Below are 19645 nucleotides of genomic sequence, written 5' to 3' on the forward strand. Positions count from 1 at the left end.
GGAGCGAGCCTGCTCGCGATAGCGGTGGGTCAGCTTGCATCGAGGTTGGATGTGCCACCGTCATCGCGAGCAGGCTCGCTCCCACATTGATTCGGCGGGGCCCCTCCCACAGCGGTGCGATTTGTGACCGCATGACCGGATCAGAGACCCGGGTCACAAATTTCGCGCAAACATCGGTCATCGTGCTGGCTATTGCCGAGAACTGGACAGTCATTAAGGCTTTGCGGCATAGTCGCCGGGTTCTGATAACTGCTCACAGATAACAAGGAACAGCAGATGGCGACCCTATTGGTCCTGCACGGACCCAACCTGAACCTGCTGGGCACCCGTGAACCGGGCGTCTACGGCGCCGTGACACTGGCCCAGATCAACCAGGACCTGGAGCAGCGGGCCCGCAACGCCGGCCACCATTTGCTCTATCTGCAAAGCAACGCCGAATATGAACTGATCGACCGCATCCATGCCGCGCGTGGCGAAGGCGTGGATTTCATTTTGATCAATCCAGCAGCTTTTACACATACAAGTGTCGCATTACGTGACGCGCTGCTGGCGGTGAGCATCCCATTCATCGAAGTGCACTTGTCCAACGTGCACAAACGCGAACCTTTCCGCCATCACTCCTACTTCTCCGATGTAGCAGTGGGAGTGATCTGCGGCCTTGGCGCCGGCGGTTACCGACTGGCCCTGGAGGCCGCCCTAGAGCAGCTTGAACAACAAGCTATACGCCCCTGACCGACCCTTGGGAGTTGATGATTCATGGATATCCGTAAAGTTAAGAAATTGATCGAATTGCTGGAAGAGTCCGGCATCGACGAGCTTGAGATCAAGGAAGGCGAAGAGTCCGTACGCATCAGCCGCCACAGCAAGACCCCGGCCCAGCAGTTCTATGCACCGGCCCCGATGCAGGCTCCGGCCGCCGCGCCTGCTCCAGCAGCCCCGGTTGCCGCCGCAGCGCCAGCCGCACCGGCGGCACCGACGCTGAACGGCACTGTCGCTCGTTCGCCAATGGTGGGCACGTTCTATCGCAAGTCTTCGCCATCCTCGCCGTCCTTCGTTGAAGTCGGCCAGACCGTGAAGAAAGGCGACACCCTGTGCATCGTCGAAGCCATGAAGATGATGAACCACATCGAAGCTGAAACCAGCGGTGTGATCGAATCCATCCTCGTCGAAGACGGCCAGCCGGTTGAGTACGACCAACCGCTGTTCACCATCGTTTGAACCGCGGAGAGCCTTTGATGACTGCGAAGTTGGAAAAAGTTCTGATCGCTAACCGCGGTGAGATCGCCCTGCGGATTCTGCGTGCCTGCAAAGAGATGGGCATCAAGACCGTCGCCGTTTACTCCAAGGCCGACAAAGAACTGATGCACCTGGGCCTGGCGGACGAATCCGTCTGCATCGGTCCGGCGTCGGCTGCGCACTCCTACCTGCACATCCCGGCGATCATCGCCGCTGCCGAAGTGACCGGCGCCACCGCCATTCACCCGGGCTACGGTTTCCTGGCGGAAAACGCCGACTTCGCCGAACAGGTGGAAAACTCCGGTTTTGCCTTCATTGGTCCGAAAGCCGACACCATCCGCCTGATGGGCGACAAGGTTTCGGCCAAGCACGCCATGATCGCGGCGGGTGTACCGACCGTTCCGGGTTCCGACGGCCCGCTGCCTGAAGACGAAGAAACCGCTTTGCGCATCGGTCGCGAAGTCGGTTATCCGGTGATCATCAAGGCCGCTGGCGGCGGCGGTGGTCGCGGCATGCGCGTGGTACACAAGGAAGAAGACCTGATTTCCTCGGCGAAACTGACCCGCTCCGAAGCGGGCGCGGCGTTCGGCAACCCGATGGTCTACCTGGAAAAATTCCTGACCAACCCGCGTCACGTCGAAGTCCAGGTGCTGTCCGACGGCCAGGGCCAGGCCATCCATCTGGGCGACCGCGACTGCTCGCTGCAACGTCGTCACCAGAAGGTCCTCGAAGAAGCGCCGGCACCGGGCATCGACGAGCAGGCTCGCCAGGAAGTCCTGGCGCGTTGCGTCAAGGCGTGTATCGACATCGGCTATCGCGGCGCCGGTACCTTCGAGTTCCTCTACGAGAACGGTCGTTTCTACTTCATCGAAATGAACACCCGTGTTCAGGTGGAGCACCCGGTTTCGGAAATGGTCACCGGTATCGACATCGTCAAGGAGATGCTCAGCATCGCCGCCGGCAACAAGCTGTCGTTCACCCAGGATGACGTGGTCATCCGCGGTCACGCGCTGGAATGCCGGATCAACGCCGAAGACCCGAAAACCTTCATGCCAAGCCCAGGCACGGTCAAGCATTTCCATGCCCCGGGCGGCAATGGCGTTCGCGTCGATTCGCACCTGTACAGCGGTTATGCCGTTCCGCCGAACTACGATTCGCTGATCGGCAAGCTGATCACCTACGGGGCGACCCGTGAAGAAGCCATGGCACGCATGCGCAATGCGCTGGACGAAATCGTGGTAGACGGGATCAAGACCAACATCCCGCTGCACCGCGATCTCGTACGTGACGAAGGCTTCTGCAAAGGCGGCGTCAACATCCATTACCTGGAGCACAAGCTGGGCAACCAGCACTGATGCTTCACGTGATGTAAAAAGACCCCGGTCCATTGGCCGGGGTCTTTTTTTGTGCGCGCCTCAAAAGAGCAAGTGACGGATCACTTCAACTCCACCATGGAGTACGCGTGTGATTCGACCTTCGCAGCATTCGCCCGCCTCCCCTGCTGGGTGAGCACGACGCCGTTGGCATTTTCGACCAGGATGTCGCTGCGCATGCGCGCCATGAATCCGCGAGCTCGCATGGACACCGGGTCAGTGTTGTTCTTCGCTCGCGCCAGGACGGGTATGTAAAAGCGTTCGACCTGGCTGCCGGACGTCTTGAATACCGACGTGACACCCGTGCGCAGATCCAGTGACACGCCATAGTTATTGCCCAGGCAGGAAGAATACGACCAGTGATCCCAGGTCGGTCGCAGCCCGTGCTTCCTCATCACCTGCCTGACCGGCTCGCCGATGTCAGCCCCCGTCAACCAGTCCCCGCCGACCAGGGTGGCACGGACATCCTTGGCCGATCCCCCCAGGCGCCGCATCACGTCCCGGACACTTCGCTCGATCAGCGCGCGGATGTTGTGATCGAAGTGAATGACCGCCCCGACCCGGGTGGTTGGGTTGTACAACGAAGCGATCACGCACGTCTGTGCATTGAGCGAGAACAGGTAGTTGTCCGCCGCCTCGCTGAACCTCGCCACCACGGCCTCGCCCTGCAACGCGCCCCTGGTCACGTCCGGGAAGACATGCCCGGGGAACGCCTCGCGCAAATCGCCTATGCGCCCCAGGTTGCGCACCTCATCATTGCCCCCGCTCAACCCGACTTTGTTATGGGTCCACTTGCCATTCGCCATCCTGCGGATGGGCAATTTGTAAATCGCGCCGGGACGCCGGGCATCCACCAGGCACAGGCCGCCAAAGTAAGGGTCCCTCTTCACCTGGTAGTACCTGCCCCCGCTCGCGATGTAGTAAGTGCTCCGCGGTTGCGAAGCACTGGGCGGGCTGCGATAGGTGCCGAAAAAAATCCCCTCCTCCGTCACCAACTGCAGATTCCCTGGTGTTTTGCCGACCGCCTGCTGCGGCTTGAGGCGAATGGCCGGGACCAGCGGCCCGGACTCTTTGGCGACCACCGATGGCGCACGTCTCAAACGTTGCGCAGACAATGACAAGGGCTTCACGGCGTGCTGCAAGTGCCTGGCCGCGCGCCCCAGTGCCGTGGCCATGCTGGCGGCGCCGAGCGTGGCGAACAGCCCCCCCCAGGTCGCGATCAGCCAGTGACCGAGCGCGCCCTCCGTGTCGCCTTCCACGTGTCTCTGGACGGCCTGCCTGGCGCTGACGGCAATCAGGCCGATGTCCAGCAACAAGGCAAAGGGCGGATAAACCATGCACACCGGAACGGCGGCGAAGACCAGGCCCTGGAATACCTGGTTGCGGATCATTTCGGCACGACTGGTGGTGATGTCCTCCACATCGGTGACAGCGCGCTCGATGCCGGCATCGAACTCGGCACGGATATCAATCAACCGATTGAGTTCACGCAATGTGTCGACACGAGTGGTCCCGGCCGCCAGCGCCATCAGTGTCCGCCCCACGGCGGCACGCGCCACGAGTGCGACCCGCTCCAGTACGTAATCGTGCAGTTGCGCGGCGATGCTCCCGGAAAACGCCAGGTACGGGCGAAACAGGATGCCGTCCGGCGCGTCGGGTGTGTACAACCAGTAAGAAGCCTTCGGATCGAAGTAGGTGAACACGTAGACGCCCAACACCACATGGCCGGCGACGGTCAGCTTGATCACGCCTTCACGCGTCACGGCGACACCGGGGTACGTAGCGCTGCTCGCAGGTCGCCCATCGCTCAATAACGTCACTTGCCGGGTGAGCCACTGGAACGCTTCGGTGCTCAACAGCGACTTGCCGTAGGCCACTCGCAGGTCGCGGTCCATCCTGGCCAACAGCATGTAGCAGTAAGCCTCGCGGCGCCTTGCATACGCGGGTGCCGTGGCGTCGAGGAATCCTGCACGGATGTGCCTGGCATATCGCTCACCCAAGTAGGCCACGCGAATATAGGACGCCAGATCGGCACTGCGAACCTGCGCCAAATCCTGCCCGACAGAAGAACGCACGCCCTTGGCAGGGTCGTCGATGTCCGCGTTGCGCTCGTATCCGTAGATGGCCAAGTGCAGCAGGCTGGCGGTTTTTTTCTCGGCGGCCAGCCCCGGACTGTAGTCGATGAAGACCGTGGCCGGATCGACCGCCTCAAGCACCCCCTTGCTGCGCATGTAGGGCGCGATCATGTCGGCGAAGGTACGCTTGGCGAAGTCCATGAACACTTCATAGCCTACGAACTGCTCATCGAATACTTGCTGCTGAACCAAAAACTCCTGGCTCAAACCGCTGATGTTGCGCCGGGACTCGAGCGGCAATGCCGAGTACCAGCGAGGCGACTCATTCAGCTCCACGTGTGCCAGGTTATTGGCCAGGCCGGTCGAAACAGCATTCTGCAGACAGGTCCTGAAACTTGCCTGCGTGTCCCTGAGGTCTTGTTCCAGATCCCAGGAAACCGGTTTTTCCATCACGCGGGCAAAGTACGCCCGGGCCTGTCCACGATCAGTCGGCGAGAGTTGCTGCAACAGGTATTCGCGACCGGCCTCGTGTTGGGTCCAGGCCCCGACTTCGCCGCTCAGGGCCCGCAGCGAGGGCAATTCGATCCATTCCTGGCCATCGGGTTTGCCGGGGGCAAACAGCAGCAGGCCACTGACAGCACCGCCCACGTCTTCACGATAAAACACCAGGAGATCGGCACACTTCAGGCCATTGGGAAGCATCAGGCTGGCGACACGCAACCCGCCGGCGACTGGCGTTGCAATGTCGCTTTCCCAGAGGGCTGCGAGGTGGTCATGGCTGGTCACCGACAACTGGCCGGCACAACGGGCGACAAACGCACTGTGCTGCAACCGCGCCACAAACCAATCGAGCATGGCGTCCTTCAGGTCCCCCCTCTCATACCGCTCGGCCAAGGCTGGCAAGTACCCGGCAGGCGCGTCGACGCTGGCCAACAACTGCGCAATGAAGGCCGGTGAAAGAGGCTGGTTACGGAGCATGCCGCCGTTCTCCACCAGGAACACCGACACCGCGTCCGGCCGGACCGGGCCTGCCGCCACCAGCTCACTCAGGCTGTAGGTGCGTACGGGCTGACCAACGACCGTTCGCCACTGCACCTGCACACGAATGCTGTCCGGCTCGACCTCCATGTCCAACTCGTGCCTAACATAGTCCCTGGCCAATTGCCGAGCGAAGGCCCGCAGCGAGCCCAGGCCATCGACCCGCTCATCCACCGCCGCCTGCGCCAGCGCGGCCTGGCTCTCGAAAGCCCGCAACAATTCACGATCTGGAGGGCTCAGCACCCGCAGCCAATGCGGCAATTGCAATCGCGCCAACGCGCCAAGGTCCCGGCGCTCGGCCGTGGTTGCCAAGGCGGTCAAGCGACTCGTCCGGCGCCAGGCGTCCTGGAGTGCTTCGATCTGCTCTCGCAACTCGTCGACACCCAGGCCAACCAGACGGTCAGGCCGAAACAGCTCGTCGACCGCGACCCTGTGCCCATCCAGTTTTTGCCTGACCACGTCTTCGAGGGAGGCATCGAGCGCCGTCATTCGCCAATGCCGTCGCAGATAGTCCTTGTAGTGATCGACAAACCTTGAGGCCGCGCCCTCCACCACCTGGACAACGAACGCCCGGCGCTCGGCCGCAAAACCCAAGTCTGGCCCGTCGGGCCAACGGTAGGGCGCGTCTTGCTCCTGGTCATACACCAACGGCGCCTGGTCGATCATGCGCTGCAGCACGGTATCGAGCAGGGTGCCCAGGAAGTGTGGATCGATGTTGCCTTGGTAATGGTAGGTGCGCAGCTCGACCAGCAAGTACTCTTCCAGCACCTCCAGCAGGCTCATCTGGGTGTGCAGTCGCGCCTCGATCGCCTCCTGCCAACGTGTCAGTTTCTCCAGGGTCGCCTGTGCGGTCGCCACCGGCGGGGAATCGACCGACCCCGTGCGCTCCATGTTGCCTTGCCGTCCGGCAATGATGTCCATGCACAATCCTCCCTGCTGTGTGGACCGGCACCTTATCCGCCCTGCGACATGCCCATGGCATACATATATATATCGAAACACCACCCGGACGGCGCGAGACTCGCTTATCCACTTTGGCGGCGACCTGGCGTACACTGCGCGCCTTTGCAGCCCTGCGCTGCCCCCCTGTGGATTTTTTCAAAGGTGCCCGCCATGCCTTGGCTGCAAGTACGCCTGGCCATCAGCCCGGAACAAGCCGAAACCTACGAAGACGCGTTTCTTGAAGTAGGCGCTGTATCGGTAACCTTCATGGACGCCGAAGACCAGCCGATCTTCGAGCCGGAGCTCAATACCACCCCGCTGTGGTCCCACACCCACCTGCTGGCCCTGTTCGAGGGCGGCACCGAGGCCGCCAGCGTGCTGGCCCATCTCGAGCTGCTGACCGGCAGCCCGCTGCCCGAGCATCACAGTGAAGTGATCGAGGATCAGGATTGGGAACGCAGCTGGATGGACAACTTCCAGCCGATGCGTTTCGGCCAGCGCCTGTGGATCGTCCCGAGCTGGCATGCCGCGCCAGAGCCGGACGCGGTCAACCTGCTGCTGGACCCGGGCCTGGCGTTCGGCACCGGCACCCACCCGACCACCGCGCTGTGCCTGGAATGGCTCGACGGCCAGGACCTGAAGGGCTGCAACGTACTCGACTTTGGCTGCGGCTCGGGAATCCTGGCGATTGCCGCGCTCCTGCTGGGCGCCCGGGAAGCGGTCGGCACCGACATCGACGTCCAGGCCCTGGAAGCCTCCCGCGACAATGCCGGGCGCAACAACATCGCCGAAGCCCTGTTCCCGCTGTATTTGCCCCAGGACTTGCCACAAGTCCAGGCCGATGTGCTGGTGGCCAACATCCTGGCCGGCCCGCTGGTATCCCTGGCGCCGCAACTGTCGAGCCTGGTCAAGCCGGGCGGACGCCTGGCGCTGTCGGGCATCCTCGCCGAACAAGGTGAAGAAGTCGCCGCCGCTTATGCCGCGGACTTTGACCTGGACCCGATCGCCAATCGCGATGGCTGGGTGCGCATCACCGGACGTCGGCGCTAGAATGAGCGCCTGTATCCACCGGATTGCCGCATGACTGACAGCTTCGTCACCCAGTGCCCGCATTGCCACACCCGTTTTCGCGTCAGCCATGCTCAATTGAGCGTGGCCCGCGGGGTGGTTCGTTGCGGCTCGTGCCTGCAGGTGTTCAATGCCGCACAACAGTTGCTGGAACAACGCACAGCCAAGCAAGCGGTGCCTGCCGTCGCGCCACCCGCCAAGCCGGCCGCCGAAGCCCCGCCCCGGGCGATCAGCCAGAAACAGTGGAGCGCCGCCGAGCTGGATCTGGATGACCTGGACAAGGAGCTGGCGCGCCTGGAGCGCCGCGACAATCGCGCCCCGGGCAATGCCGGCCGGCGCCGGGAAGACAACCTGAGCGCGCAACGCGATTCGCTCTCCAGCGAACAGCAAACCTGGCCCGACAGCCTGTACAGCGAAACCTCGAACGAGCGCGTCGAAACCGTCCTCGATACCCCCTTCGAACCGTTCGAACCCCACGAACCGGCGCGACCGCCGCGTACCGAGCCGTCCCTGTCCCTGGCCCTCGAACCGCTGGAACCGGACGACGAGCCGGCCGCCCCGCTCCACCTCGCACCGGACGACGAGCCCGACGAACACCTCGAGCGCCTCTCCGCCACCGATGATCACGACCACGACGATGAGCCCGAGCGACCGCTGCCACTGCGCAAGTCACGGGAACGCCAGGAGCCGGGGATACGCGCCGAGGCCCTCCACGACCTCGACGACGACCCGCTGCAACTGGACTGGCGCAAACGCCGTTCGCCCTGGGGCCGACGCCTGTTGTGGACCCTGCTGATCCTGCTCGCCGCCGCAGCCCTGGGTGGCCAGTACATCGCCTACCATTTCGAAGAACTGGCCCGCCAGGACCAGTACCGGCCGTGGTTCCTGCAAATCTGCCCGACCATCGGTTGCGACGTACCGTCCAAGGTCGACATCGCCAAGATCAAAAGCAGCAACCTGGTGGTGCGCAGCCATCCGGAGTTCAGCGGCGCCCTGGTGGTGGACGCGATCATCTACAACCGTGCGCCCTTCTCCCAACCTTTTCCGTTGCTGGAGCTGCGCTTTGCCGACCTCAACGGGCACCTGATCGCCAGCCGTCGCTTCAAGCCCGGGGAGTACCTGGGCGGCGATCTCGAGGGCCGCGGCGAAATGCCGCCGCAAACGCCCATCCACATCGCGCTGGATATCCTGGATCCGGGCCCCAAGGCGGTGAACTACAGTTTGAGCTTTCATTCCCCCGAATGAAACCGGCCAGGGTCGGCCAATTGACGGCAGCTTTCTGACTGACCCCACCCAGACCAAACCGCTGGCGATAACAAAATAGCTGTTCAGATTTTATCCAATTCGATCTTTATCCAGTCATCGAGAGCGGGTATCATGCCAACCCTTTTTCGAAGTCTCATGATCCGGCCCCACTTCAGGGAAGTCCTATGTCGGCGGTACGCATCGGCCCATATACATTGCAGAACGGCCTGGTTCTCGCCCCTATGGCGGGCGTCACCGACCAGCCCTTTCGTCAGTTGTGCAAACGCTTGGGCGCAGGACTGGTGGTATCGGAAATGGTCACCAGCGACATGAGTTTGTGGAACACCCGCAAATCGCGTCTGCGCATGATCCACGAAGGCGATCCCGAGCCCCGCTCGGTACAGATCGCCGGTGGCGACGCCCAGATGCTGGCGGAGGCGGCCCGGGCGAATGTCGAGCTGGGGGCGCAGATCATCGACATCAACATGGGTTGCCCGGCGAAAAAGGTCTGCAACAAGGCCGCAGGCTCGGCACTGTTGAAAGATGAAGCGCTGGTCACCGAGATCCTGCAGGCCGTAGTGGCCGCGGTCGATGTGCCGGTGACCCTGAAGATCCGCACCGGGTGGGACCGGGAGAACAAGAATGGCCTGGTGGTGGCGAAGATCGCCGAACAGGCGGGCATCACGGCGTTGGCGGTCCATGGCCGCACCCGGGCCGACCTGTACACCGGCGAAGCCGAGTACGACACCATCGCCGCGATCAAGCAGGCGGTGTCGATTCCGGTCTTTGCCAACGGCGACATCGATTCGCCCGAGAAGGCCCGGTACGTGCTGGACGCGACCGGTGCCGATGGCCTGTTGATCGGCCGGGCCGCCCAAGGGCGGCCATGGATTTTTCGTGAGATCGAACACTACCTGCGCACTGGCGAAAAGCTGGCGGCGCCGCAGTTGTCCGAGGTGGAACGTATTCTGCTAGAGCATCTGGCCGCGCTACATGCCTTCTACGGAGAAGTCATGGGCGTACGCATCGCTCGCAAGCATGTGGGCTGGTATCTCGCAACCCTGCCGGGCGCCAGGGAGTTTCGCGCCCGTTTCAATCGTTTGGATGGTACGCAAGCACAATGCGCCGACGTTCAGGCGTTCTTCGCTGAGCGTTACAAGAGCCTGACAGGGGACGAAGGGGTGGCCGCATGACGATGATGACCGAGACTTTAGTGAGTGGAACAGCACCCGTGAGCGACAACGTGAATTTGAAACAGCACCTCAATACGCCCAGCGAAGAAGGTCAGACCCTTCGCGGGAGTGTCGAGAAGGCGCTGCACAATTATTTCGCCCACCTTGAGGGCGCTGCCGTCACGGATGTGTACAACCTGGTGCTTTCCGAAGTCGAGGCACCGCTGCTCGAAAGCGTGATGAACTACGTCAAGGGCAACCAGACCAAGGCCAGTGAGCTGCTGGGCCTGAACCGCGGCACCCTGCGCAAGAAACTCAAGCAGTACGATCTGCTGTAAGCATTCAATCAAACCAGAAAGGCGCCCGCATAAAAAACGGTCGCCTTTTTTGCTGACTTCCCTTGCTTTTGATGGAAATTGAAATGACCGACCAGACCACCCGCCTGCCGATCCGCCGCGCCTTGATCAGCGTCTCCGACAAGACCGGGATCCTCGAATTCGCCCGCGAGCTGCAACAGCTGGGCGTCGAGATTCTCTCCACCGGCGGGACCTTCAAGCTGCTGCAGGACAATGGCGTCGCCGCAGTGGAAGTCGCGGACTACACCGGTTTTGCGGAAATGATGGACGGTCGGGTCAAGACCCTGCACCCGAAAATCCACGGCGGCATCCTGGGCCGTCGCGGCATCGACGACGCCATCATGAACGAACACGGCATCAAGCCGATCGACCTGGTGGCGGTCAACCTCTACCCGTTCGAAGCCACCATCAACAAGCCTGGCTGCGACCTGCCGACCGCCATCGAGAACATCGATATCGGCGGCCCGACCATGGTCCGCTCGGCGGCCAAGAACCATAAGGACGTGGCCATCGTGGTCAACGCCAGCGACTACGCCAGCGTGCTGGAGAACCTCAAGGCCGGTGGCCTGACCTACGCCCAGCGTTTCGACCTGATGCTCAAGGCCTTCGAACACACCGCCGCCTACGACGGCATGATCGCCAACTACATGGGCACCGTGAACCAGGCCGCCGAAACCCTGTCGACCGAAGGCCGCAGCGAATTCCCGCGCACCTTCAACACCCAGTTCGTCAAGGCCCAGGAAATGCGCTACGGCGAGAACCCGCACCAGAGCGCGGCGTTCTACGTGGAAGCCAAGCCTGCCGAAGTCGGCATTGCCACCGCCACCCAACTGCAAGGCAAGGAGCTGTCGTTCAACAACGTGGCCGACACCGATGCCGCGCTGGAATGCGTGAAGAGCTTCGTCAAGCCAGCCTGCGTGATCGTCAAGCACGCCAACCCGTGCGGCGTGGCCGTGAGCCCGGACGCCGAGGGCGGCATCCGCCAGGCCTACGAACTGGCCTACGCCACCGACACCGAGTCGGCCTTCGGCGGCATCATCGCCTTCAACCGTGAACTGGACGCCGAGACCGCCAAGGCCATCGTCGAGCGCCAGTTCGTCGAAGTGATCATCGCCCCTTCCGTCAGTGAAGAAGCCCGCGCCATTGTTGCCGCCAAGGCCAACGTACGCCTGCTGGCCTGCGGCCAATGGTCGGCCGATCGTGCGCCGGCCTGGGACTACAAGCGCGTCAATGGCGGCCTGCTGGTCCAGAGCCGTGACATCGGCATGATCGGCAGCGAAGACCTGAAAGTGGTGACCCGCCGCGCCCCGAGCGAGCAGGAAATCAACGACCTGATCTTCGCCTGGAAAGTCGCCAAGTACGTCAAGTCCAATGCCATCGTCTACGCCAAGAACCGCCAGACCATCGGTGTCGGCGCCGGCCAGATGAGCCGCGTGAACTCGGCCCGCATCGCCGCCATCAAGGCTGAACACGCTGGCTTGCAGGTACAGGGCGCGGTCATGGCCTCCGATGCGTTCTTCCCGTTCCGCGACGGCATCGACAACGCGGCCAAGGTCGGCATCACCGCCGTGATCCAGCCGGGTGGCTCGATGCGTGACGCTGAAGTGATCGCTGCGGCTGATGAAGCCGGCATCGCCATGGTATTCACCGGCATGCGCCACTTCCGTCACTGATACACCGATCAACTGTGGGAGCGAGCTTGCTCGCGATAGCGTCGGCTCAGCCAGCATTGAAGTCCGCTGACACACCGCCATCGCGAGCAAGCTCGCTCCCACAGAAAAGCATCTGCGATGCTCAACAGAATCAGCGTCATCCGAGGTTTTTGAAATGAATGTTTTGATCATTGGCAGCGGTGGCCGCGAACACGCCCTGGCCTGGAAAGTGGCCCAGGATCCCCGTGTGCAGAAGGTTTTCGTGGCCCCGGGCAATGCCGGCACCGCCATCGAAGCCAAGTGCGAAAACGTCGCCATCGACGTGCTGGCCCTGGAGCAACTGGCCGACTTCGCCGAGAAGAACGTCTCGCTGACCATCGTCGGCCCGGAAGTGCCGCTGGTCGCCGGCGTGGTCGACCTGTTCCGCGCCCGTGGCCTGGACTGCTTCGGCCCGACCGCTGGCGCCGCGCAGCTGGAAGGCTCGAAAGCGTTCACCAAGGATTTCCTGGCGCGCCACAAGATCCCGACCGCCGACTACCAGAACTTCACCGAAATAGAGCCGGCCCTGGCGTACCTGCGCGAGAAAGGCGCACCGATCGTGATCAAGGCCGACGGCCTGGCCGCCGGTAAAGGCGTGATCGTCGCCATGACCCTGGCCGAAGCCGAAGACGCCGTGCGCGACATGCTCGCTGGCAATGCCTTCGGTGACGCCGGTTCCCGCGTGGTGATCGAAGAGTTCCTCGACGGCGAGGAAGCCAGCTTCATCGTCATGGTCGATGGCAAGAACGTGCTGCCGATGGCCACCAGCCAGGACCACAAGCGTGTCGGCGATGGCGACAGCGGCCCGAATACCGGCGGCATGGGCGCCTACTCCCCAGCCCCGGTGGTGACCGCCCAGGTGCACCAGCGCGTCATGGATCAGGTGATCTGGCCGACCGTGCGCGGCATGGCCGATGAAGGCAACGTCTACACCGGCTTCCTCTACGCGGGCCTGATGATCGACAAGGCTGGTAACCCAAAAGTCATCGAATTCAACTGCCGTTTCGGCGATCCTGAGACCCAGCCGGTCATGCTGCGCCTGCAATCGAGCCTGGTCCTGCTGGTCGAGGCCGCGCTGGCCCAGGCCCTGGACAAGGTCGAAGCCCAATGGGACCCGCGCCCAAGCGTCGGTGTCGTATTGGCGGCCGGCGGTTACCCGGGCGACTACGCCAAAGGTAGCGCAATCCAGGGCCTGGACGCCGCGGCCCGGCTGGAAGGCAAAGTCTTCCACGCGGGCACTGCGTTGAAGGATGGGCAAGTGGTCACCGCCGGCGGTCGTGTGCTTTGCGCCACCGCCATGGGCGCCAGTGTGGACGACGCTCAGCAGCAGGCCTACAAGCTTGCCGCCGAGATCGACTGGGAAGGTTGTTTCTACCGCAAGGACATTGGCTACCGCGCCATTGCCCGTGAGCGTGGCGAAAATCTGGAATAACCCGGCCATTCAGCCAGGCAGGGGTCTGCGGCCCTTGCCTGACTGTTCCGGCGCCGCGCATAGTTATAATCTGGCATCAACCTACGAAGGGATTTCGCCGTGCGCTGGCTCAGGATTGCCATAGGCTTTACCGTCACCCTGCTGACGCTGCTCTGCATGCTCCCGGCCCAGGCCGCGCCAGGCAGTGGCTGGGCGGTATTGCTCGATGAACAGGGCGACCTGACGCTGAGCGACATCCGCTCCGCTCGCTACACCAATCAATTCAGCCCCATCGACCTGGACCGCCTCAGGGCCGCCGAGCCCGGCGGTGCATTGTGGCTGCGCTTTCGCCTGGCCCCGGACAGGCACGAACAAATCCTGCGCATCTTCGCCCCCGACCTGTCACGCCTGAACCTCTATGTGCTGGACGGCGACGCCCTGGTCGAGCAACAGGTCAGCGGCAATGCCACGCCGCATACGGAACCGGCGGTGCCCAGCAGCGACTTCATGTTGCCGCTGCCGCGCAGCGACAAATCATTGGACGTCTACCTGCGACTGGCCTCGCGCCACGAACTGCGCCCCTACGTCACGTTGCAATCGGCCGTCGTGGCGGCCGCCGATCAGAATCAGACGCTGATCTATGGGCTGCTGTTCGGCTGCATCGCCATGCTGATCCTGCACAACCTCACCCGCTACGCCTACACCCGTTCCCGCAGTTGCCTGTGGCTGGCCGCCTGTGAAGGGCTGCTGATGCTCAGCCTGGCGCTGTTGCTGAACCTGGCCGGGCCCTGGCTGCCCGATTGGCCGGCGGTGCAGACGCCCGGCGCTTACCTGGCGTTGCTGCTGACGGCGCCCTGCGGCCTGATGTTCGCCTACCGCTTCTTCGCGCCCCTGGGGCCGCACCCGTTGAACCGGTTGCTGCTGGGGGACATTGTGTTCGTCATGCTGTGCAGCCTGCTGCTGTTGTTCGTCAACACGCTGCCACTCAATATCATGACCTACGCCCTGGTGGCCCTGGCCGGCTTGAGCATGCTGTTCGTCAGCGCCTGGCACTGGCAAAAGGGCTATCGCCCGGCCCGGCTGTTCGTCGCGGCCATGGTGGTCTTCAACCTGGGCACGCTGATCATTCTTCCGGCGCTGCAAGGGCTCACGGAAGTCCCTCCCCAGGGCTTGATCATCACCCTGCTGATCTTCATCTGCATCAGCGGCCTGTTGATGAGTGTCGCCCTGGGCGAGCGCCAGCGCTCGATCAACGAAAGCCGCTTCAGCATCAGCCGCGACCTGGCGGCGAGCAATGCCGAGATCAATGCCAAGGCCGAGTTCCTGGCCAAGATCAGCCATGAGATCCGCACCCCGATGAACGGCGTGCTGGGCATGACCGAGCTGCTGCTGGGCACGCCACTGTCGGTCAAACAACGCGACTACGTGCAGACGATCCACAGCGCCGGCAACGAACTGCTGACCCTGATCAACGAGATCCTCGACATTTCCCGGCTCGAATCCGGGCAGATCGAACTGGACGATGTGCAGTTCGACCTCAATGCGCTGATCGAGGATTGCCTGAGCATCTTCCGCGCCAAGGCCGAACAGCAGAATGTCGAGCTGATCAGCTTCATCCAGCCCCAGGTGCCGCGGGTGATCAGCGGCGACCCGACGCGGCTGCGCCAGGCGTTGCTGAGCCTGCTGGAAAACGCCCTGAAGAAGACCGACGAGGGCGAAGTGCTGATCGTCGTCGCCCTCGACGAGCGCAGCCATCAACCGCGCCTGCGCATCGCCGTGCAGGACAGCGGGACGCCGATGGACGCTGAAGAGCGTGACACGCTGATGCACGCCGAGCTGCACAGCAAGAACTTCCTCTCGGCCACGCGCCTGGGGGGCAACCTGGGGCTGGTCATCGCCCGCCAGCTGATCATCCTGATGCACGGGGAATTCGGCATCAAAAGCGGCAGCAACCAGGGCAGTACCCTGTGGCTGACCTTGCCCCTGGACCCGGATCGCCTCGAACACCCGACATCCGACCTCGATGGCCCGCTGCAAGGGGCACGGGTATTGATCGTCGACGACAACGACACTTGCCGCAAGGTGCTGGTGCAGCAGTGCAGCGCCTGGGGCCTGAACGTCAGTGCGGTGCCCTCGGGCAAGGAAGCCCTGGCGCTGCTGCGCACCAAGGCGCACCTGCGGGATTATTTCGACGTGGTGCTGCTGGACCAGAACATGCCGGGCATGACCGGCATGCAACTGGCGGCCAAGATCAAGGAAGACCCGAGCCTGAACCACGACATCCTGTTGATCATGCTCACCGGTATCAGCAATGCGCCGAGCAAGATCGTGGCGCGCAACAGCGGGGTCAAGCGCATCCTCGCCAAACCGGTGGCCGGCTATACCCTCAAGACCACCCTGGCGGACGAGTTGAACCAGCGCAACCGGGGCCAGGCTACGAACGTGCAGGTGAACGCCGGTCCTCCCATTCCGGTGAAGGTGCCGAGCGATTTCCGCATCCTGGTGGCCGAGGACAACAGCATTTCCACCAAGGTCATCCGCGGCATGCTCGGCAAGCTCAACCTGCAACCCGACACCGCCAGCAACGGCGAGGAAGCCCTCAAGGCCATGAAGGAGCAGCGCTACGACCTGGTCCTGATGGACTGCGAAATGCCGATCCTCGACGGGTTTTCCGCCACCCAGCAGCTACGAGCCTGGGAAATGGGTAACCAGCGCACCCGCACGCCGGTGGTGGCGCTCACCGCGCACATCCTGGCCGAACACAAGGAGCGCGCCCGCCAGGCCGGGATGGACGGGCACATGGCCAAGCCGGTGGAACTGTCGCAACTGCGCGAGTTGATCGAGCACTGGGTGGCCCAGCGCGACCAGCAGAACAAGGCCGTGCACACGCCCTGAACCCGCGAAGAGCATTCGGCGACTCCCCGTAGCGTCGTTCAGATTTCCAGCTCATGCAGGTGACGAGTCGTTTCGGCGATCACCGCGGCCGCGACTTTTTGCCTGAACGTTGCGTAATGCAGCGTGCTGAATGTCACGACGGCCATTTCCTCCACGCTGTTTTCCACCACTTGCTCCATTGGCCAGAACAGAAATCCCGAGACCGTCCTGCGGGTGCGGAACTGCTTGTGATACAACGCGATTTCCACTTTCCCGCGAGATTTGGCCGCGCAGGGGATCACCTGGAAGAATCCCGTATTGCGCTGTAGACTCGTTCGTTCAAACAGCTCGAGCGCAGCAGGGCTTCGTCCAAGCGTTGCTATCGCCTGGCTGGCCTGCCGCGAATAGCCTGCGCCAAAGGAACGGGCGATCTGCTGCGAAACGCTATCGGCCATCAATCCTTGCCCGGCCTGCCCCGCACTGACAGGACGCGCCGAGTCCCACCCCAGGTACCTGAGCTTGTTCTTGTAATAGTCGAACCAGTTACCGACCAGACCGTCCTTGTACGCCGAACGGGTTGCCAACTGCGCGTACAAGTTGCTCAGGTAGATATCCTCGCGATCTTGGAGGGACAAACCCTCGTCGAAGGACACGATACTCCCGCCCACCACCGCTGCCCTCGATGCCTCATCCAGGCGCAACCGCTGCCCGTCGGCCGATCGAAACCCTTGATCCGTCATAACGCCCCCGCTTCCGGTTGCGCTTGCTCGACCGCATCGGAAATATCGATGATGTTCCTGGCGGCCTTATCCCCCAGCTTGTGGACAATCGCATCACGGAAGGGCGCATAGAGCGCCTGGGACAAATTCGCCTTGAAGCAACGCAATTGAATATTGCCCACCACGGGATCGGTGGAAAAAAGTTGTCCAAGAGGGTTGGACGTCACGTGCTCGGGCTCAAACTCCAGGCAGACGCTACTCAATACAGGCCCCTGTTGGGCCAGGATGACTTGCAGCCTGATTCTGTCGGGTGCTTTATGGGGCGCCTCGGACGAATCCGGGCTTTTCGGCCGATGGGCATGTTCACGCAGCAATTCAATAGCGGGCAACGTGCTGGACAACTGGGCGACGCGCTTCAATACATCAGTTACCTGCGTAATCAAAGTTCGCTCAACATATTCTCCCAGCCGCTCTTCGACACATCCCATCAGGTTGGTTTTCGATGAGGCAGCGAGTGTAAAGCTGTCCCAACTCACGGCCTTTTGCATCCAGCCATTATTCAGTACTTCCCGGTACGCTGAGTACCAGTCACTGGACCGGGCAAGAGCGGGGTATCTTTTACTGGCTACCAGCTGGGCAAACAATATCGAATTCAATATATCGAGCCGGTCCTGCCCAATCAGGTCAGTGGGCAGCAGGACAACAGCACCGGCATCAATAAAAACCGAACAATGATCTTTCATGACAATTACCTTATTCCATTAACGGATGGCGACTACCTCGGTAGTCGCCAGGAGATCAATCAATCAGATCTCGTACTCGTCGATTTTTTGTTTCGCGCGTTCACCCAGCTTTGCAACAATCATCTCTCGAGTTGCACTGATAATTGTCGGCACCATGGTCATATGACATTCACCGCGATACAGGTCTACCGAACTGCTATCCCAATCCACGAACAGGACCTTGGTCTGGTTCGTCCGCTTGATGAAGCGCACGGCGCCTAATGCCATGAGGATTTCACCGTGCGCGGTTTCGTGACAGGACGCCACACCAAAGCCCCCGGTGCCGGACTCCTGGATATTCTGGTCAAAGAGCCGCAGCGACTTGTCATTGGTTTGCAATGCGGCGATCGCATCACCGGCCACTTTAAGCATCAGCAATGAGGTTGGGCCAGGAACGGCAGCCGCCGCCACCGCCGAACCGAGGATTTTCAACACCAGTTGATCCATCTTGAAACTCTTGCCGGACGCGGCAACCTTATCGTGGTAATGCCGCAGAATGGTCCAGCCACAACTCTGCATGACATCAAGGAAGGTTTTATACCATTCCTCGCCTTCGTCATCCCGCGGATACTTCTTATTGGCAACCAGCGATGCAAACAGATAGGAATGCTGGATATCCGCTTGATTTTGCGCCGTCATACCTGAAACGAACGACATGATAGCGTCTCCGACAATCGAAGCGCGGTCCGGCTTTTCGATTTCGTTGTCAAACCCTGCCGTTTTATATCTGGCAATCCGAGGGGAAACAATTACATCGTCCGGCGATATATCGTAGGCATTCAGGCGTTCCAGTCGGTCCGCCAAGGTGATAACCGAATCAAATTTAGTATCCATTGAATATGTCCCTTATTTAATTAAAGCCCTCCATGGGCCCGAGCGCCATACTTACCTATCCACCTTAAGGGTAACAAGCACAGAACTGTAACCGCACTTAATCCCAGGACAACAACCAACAACTAACAGAAAAAACAAACCAAGATTTCACTACATTAAAACCCTCAAAGACACCCCGGCGCCTGATAGACTCCACGTCAATTGTCATTCGTTGCGAGTTCCGACCATGCTCCACGTGCTGTTCAGCGTTTACCTGAAGATGCTGGTGCTCTACAGCCCTTTCTTCGTCCTGTCCTGCTTCATCGGCCTGACGCGCGGCTATTCGCGCAAGGAACAACGCCGCCTGGCCTGGAAAGTCGCGACGGCGACGCTGATCTCCAGCGTGTTGCTGTATTTGTTCGGGCGAGTGATTTTCAGCGTGTTCGGCATCACTGTGGATGCGTTCCGGATCGGTGCCGGCAGCGTGCTGTTCATTTCGGCCCTGGGCATGGCCCAGGGCAAGTCGGCCGTGCAGACCGACAACGTGCAGCAGGACGTGACCATCGTCCCGCTGACCATTCCGTTGACCGTCGGCCCCGGCACCATCGGCGCCCTGCTGGTAATGGGCGTGAGCCAGCCGCACTGGGACGACAAACTCATGGCCATCATCAGCATCGCCCTGGCAAGCTTCACCGTCGGCGTCGTGCTCTACCTGTCCAGCCGCATCGAACGGATCCTTGGCGACCAGGGCCTGCAGATCGTCAGCCGCTTGATGGGGCTGTTTGTCTGCGCCTTGGCGGCGCAGATCATTTTTACCGGGGTGAAGGGCTACCTGGTGCCGTAAAAGAAA

General features: G+C 61.8%; 15 protein-coding genes. 11 read left to right on the forward strand and 4 right to left on the reverse strand.

The genetic code is table 11. From position 1 onward, the window contains the following. The first annotated feature begins 276 nt into the window (after positions 1-276). The 3 genes from aroQ to accC are packed head-to-tail and all read left to right on the forward strand — an operon-like array spanning position 277 to position 2591. Positions 277-732 carry a type II 3-dehydroquinate dehydratase gene (gene aroQ, locus AO356_RS08200; RefSeq protein ID WP_060739347.1) on the forward strand — a complete coding sequence of 152 codons (456 nt, stop codon included), beginning with the start codon at positions 277-279 and terminating at the stop codon, positions 730-732. 24 nt (positions 733-756) lie between these two features. Beyond that, entirely contained in the window at positions 757-1218 is a 462-nt protein-coding gene (gene accB / locus AO356_RS08205) for an acetyl-CoA carboxylase biotin carboxyl carrier protein (RefSeq protein ID WP_060739348.1), read from the forward strand. A gap of 17 nt (positions 1219-1235) precedes the next feature. Then, positions 1236-2591 carry an acetyl-CoA carboxylase biotin carboxylase subunit gene (gene accC, locus AO356_RS08210; RefSeq protein ID WP_060739349.1) on the forward strand — a complete coding sequence of 452 codons (1356 nt, stop codon included), beginning with the start codon at positions 1236-1238 and terminating at the stop codon, positions 2589-2591. Positions 2592-2671: 80 nt separating this feature from the next. Here accC and AO356_RS08215 read toward each other — a convergent pair whose 3' ends face one another. Then, a complete protein-coding gene (locus AO356_RS08215; RefSeq protein ID WP_060739350.1) occupies positions 2672-6643 on the reverse strand; it encodes a dermonecrotic toxin domain-containing protein in 3972 nt (1323 codons plus the stop codon). A 192-nt stretch (positions 6644-6835) separates the two neighbouring features. On the opposite strand from AO356_RS08215, the gene prmA reads away from it, so the two are divergent. The 7 genes from prmA (at position 6836) to AO356_RS08250 (ending at position 16502) form a co-directional block, all read left to right on the forward strand. Continuing rightward, entirely contained in the window at positions 6836-7714 is an 879-nt protein-coding gene (prmA, locus tag AO356_RS08220; RefSeq protein WP_013692161.1) for a 50S ribosomal protein L11 methyltransferase, read from the forward strand. A 30-nt stretch (positions 7715-7744) separates the two neighbouring features. Then, a complete protein-coding gene (locus tag AO356_RS08225) occupies positions 7745-8977 on the forward strand; it encodes a DUF3426 domain-containing protein (RefSeq protein WP_060739351.1) in 1233 nt (410 codons plus the stop codon). Positions 8978-9162: 185 nt separating this feature from the next. After that, positions 9163-10170 carry a tRNA dihydrouridine synthase DusB gene (gene dusB, locus AO356_RS08230; RefSeq protein ID WP_053181619.1) on the forward strand — a complete coding sequence of 336 codons (1008 nt, stop codon included), beginning with the start codon at positions 9163-9165 and terminating at the stop codon, positions 10168-10170. Further along, the gene (gene fis / locus AO356_RS08235; RefSeq protein WP_007921650.1) at positions 10167-10487 is read left to right on the forward strand and encodes a DNA-binding transcriptional regulator Fis; all 321 of its coding nucleotides are present in this window, start codon (positions 10167-10169) and stop codon (positions 10485-10487) included. The genes dusB and fis overlap by 4 nt, the downstream gene beginning before the upstream one ends. Positions 10488-10570: 83 nt before the next feature. Further along, a complete protein-coding gene (gene purH / locus AO356_RS08240) occupies positions 10571-12178 on the forward strand; it encodes a bifunctional phosphoribosylaminoimidazolecarboxamide formyltransferase/IMP cyclohydrolase (RefSeq protein WP_060739352.1) in 1608 nt (535 codons plus the stop codon). Between the two features lie 154 nt (positions 12179-12332). Beyond that, positions 12333-13628 (forward strand): phosphoribosylamine--glycine ligase, encoded by a 1296-nt coding sequence (gene purD, locus AO356_RS08245; RefSeq protein WP_060739353.1) that lies wholly within the window; start codon positions 12333-12335, stop codon positions 13626-13628. Between the two features lie 99 nt (positions 13629-13727). Then, on the forward strand, positions 13728-16502 hold the full coding sequence (locus tag AO356_RS08250) for a hybrid sensor histidine kinase/response regulator (protein WP_060739354.1): 2775 nt from the start codon (positions 13728-13730) through the stop codon (positions 16500-16502). Positions 16503-16540: 38 nt separating this feature from the next. On the opposite strand, the gene AO356_RS08255 is transcribed toward AO356_RS08250, so the two are convergent. From AO356_RS08255 to AO356_RS08265, 3 genes are all read right to left on the reverse strand, one after another. Beyond that, on the reverse strand, positions 16541-17221 hold the full coding sequence (locus tag AO356_RS08255) for a hypothetical protein (RefSeq protein WP_060739355.1): 681 nt from the start codon (positions 17219-17221) through the stop codon (positions 16541-16543). Next, positions 17218-17943 carry a hypothetical protein gene (locus AO356_RS08260; protein ID WP_060739356.1) on the reverse strand — a complete coding sequence of 242 codons (726 nt, stop codon included), beginning with the start codon at positions 17941-17943 and terminating at the stop codon, positions 17218-17220. The genes AO356_RS08255 and AO356_RS08260 overlap by 4 nt, the downstream gene beginning before the upstream one ends. A 63-nt stretch (positions 17944-18006) precedes the next feature. After that, positions 18007-18816 (reverse strand): hypothetical protein, encoded by an 810-nt coding sequence (locus AO356_RS08265; protein WP_060739357.1) that lies wholly within the window; start codon positions 18814-18816, stop codon positions 18007-18009. A gap of 226 nt (positions 18817-19042) precedes the next feature. On the opposite strand from AO356_RS08265, the gene AO356_RS08270 reads away from it, so the two are divergent. Next, positions 19043-19639, forward strand: coding sequence for a MarC family protein (locus tag AO356_RS08270; RefSeq protein WP_060739358.1), 597 nt, complete (start codon positions 19043-19045; stop codon positions 19637-19639). The last annotated feature ends 6 nt before the right edge of the window (positions 19640-19645 follow it).

Source organism: Pseudomonas fluorescens (genome assembly GCF_001307275.1).
Taxonomy (GTDB): domain Bacteria; phylum Pseudomonadota; class Gammaproteobacteria; order Pseudomonadales; family Pseudomonadaceae; genus Aquipseudomonas; species Aquipseudomonas fluorescens_AA.

Excerpts from the sequence above, each read along its gene's own strand:
- aroQ (WP_060739347.1), top strand. The coding sequence starts at position 277 with ATGGCGACCCTATTGGTCCTGCACGGACCCAACCTGAACCTGCTGGGC.
- accB (WP_060739348.1), top strand. The coding sequence starts at position 757 with ATGGATATCCGTAAAGTTAAGAAATTGATCGAATTGCTGGAAGAGTCC.
- accC (WP_060739349.1), top strand. The coding sequence starts at position 1,236 with ATGACTGCGAAGTTGGAAAAAGTTCTGATCGCTAACCGCGGTGAGATC.
- AO356_RS08215 (WP_060739350.1), bottom strand. The coding sequence starts at position 6,643 with ATGGACATCATTGCCGGACGGCAAGGCAACATGGAGCGCACGGGGTCG.
- prmA (WP_013692161.1), top strand. The coding sequence starts at position 6,836 with ATGCCTTGGCTGCAAGTACGCCTGGCCATCAGCCCGGAACAAGCCGAA.
- AO356_RS08225 (WP_060739351.1), top strand. The coding sequence starts at position 7,745 with ATGACTGACAGCTTCGTCACCCAGTGCCCGCATTGCCACACCCGTTTT.
- dusB (WP_053181619.1), top strand. The coding sequence starts at position 9,163 with ATGTCGGCGGTACGCATCGGCCCATATACATTGCAGAACGGCCTGGTT.
- fis (WP_007921650.1), top strand. The coding sequence starts at position 10,167 with ATGACGATGATGACCGAGACTTTAGTGAGTGGAACAGCACCCGTGAGC.
- purH (WP_060739352.1), top strand. The coding sequence starts at position 10,571 with ATGACCGACCAGACCACCCGCCTGCCGATCCGCCGCGCCTTGATCAGC.
- purD (WP_060739353.1), top strand. The coding sequence starts at position 12,333 with ATGAATGTTTTGATCATTGGCAGCGGTGGCCGCGAACACGCCCTGGCC.
- AO356_RS08255 (WP_060739355.1), bottom strand. The coding sequence starts at position 17,221 with ATGACGGATCAAGGGTTTCGATCGGCCGACGGGCAGCGGTTGCGCCTG.
- AO356_RS08260 (WP_060739356.1), bottom strand. The coding sequence starts at position 17,943 with ATGAAAGATCATTGTTCGGTTTTTATTGATGCCGGTGCTGTTGTCCTG.
- AO356_RS08265 (WP_060739357.1), bottom strand. The coding sequence starts at position 18,816 with ATGGATACTAAATTTGATTCGGTTATCACCTTGGCGGACCGACTGGAA.
- AO356_RS08270 (WP_060739358.1), top strand. The coding sequence starts at position 19,043 with ATGCTCCACGTGCTGTTCAGCGTTTACCTGAAGATGCTGGTGCTCTAC.